The organism is Aeromonas sp. 604176 (genome assembly GCF_049170755.1).
Lineage (GTDB): Bacteria > Pseudomonadota > Gammaproteobacteria > Enterobacterales > Aeromonadaceae > Aeromonas > Aeromonas veronii_A.
The window spans coordinates 1-642 of the sequence record NZ_JAAKNE010000309.1 but is presented as its reverse complement, the minus strand read 5'-3'; the positions used below and the strand labels follow the sequence as shown (position 1 = coordinate 642).

Below are 642 nucleotides of genomic sequence, written 5' to 3'. Positions count from 1 at the left end.
CTGCTCAAGGCCAAGGGCAAGCAGGTGATCTTCGATTGCAGCGGCGCGGCCTTAAGCGAAGGGATCAAGGCAGCGCCGACCCTGGTCAAACCCAATCTGGAGGAGCTGAGCCAGTGGGCGGGTCGACCTATCAAGACCCTGAGCGAACAGGCCGAGTGTGCCCGCGCGCTGCAGGCGAGCGGGATCCCCAACGTGGTGATCTCCAATGGCGCCGATGGCCTTATCTGGTTTGCCCCGGATGCCGTCTGGCAAGCCATTCCGCCGCGGATGCAGGTGGTCAGCACGGTCGGTGCTGGCGACTCCCTGGTGGCCGGTCTCGCCCATGGTCTGAGCCTTGGCTGGGCGCCGGAGCAGACCCTGCGGCTGGCCACTGCCGTCTCGGCCTTGGCGGTCAGTCAGGTGGCGGTCGGTTTTAGCGATATCAGTGTGCTCAACCCCTTACTTGAACAGGTGCGCGTACAGCCTCTGGATGAGCTGGCACCGGTTCAATGCCATACCCCCTCAATGGAAAACTCAGGAGATGCCCAATGAAAGCAATCTTGGTTACGGCTTGCCCGGCGGGCATTGCCACCAGCTTTCTCGCTGCAAAACGGATAGAACAGCAGGCCAAACTGGCTGGCTGGGAGCTCACCCTCGACGTCG

The 642-nt window shown here is 62.6% G+C and carries 1 protein-coding gene and 1 pseudogene; both read left to right on the top strand.

The features are described 5' to 3' along the window. The coding region (locus tag G5358_RS21535; RefSeq protein WP_421324934.1) for a 1-phosphofructokinase family hexose kinase at positions 1–531 on the top strand (531 nt) is incomplete at its 5' end. Beyond that, positions 528–642: pseudogene (locus G5358_RS21530) on the top strand (PTS system fructose-like transporter subunit IIB); the annotation flags it as partial. The gene G5358_RS21535 and the pseudogene G5358_RS21530, both read left to right, overlap by 4 nt.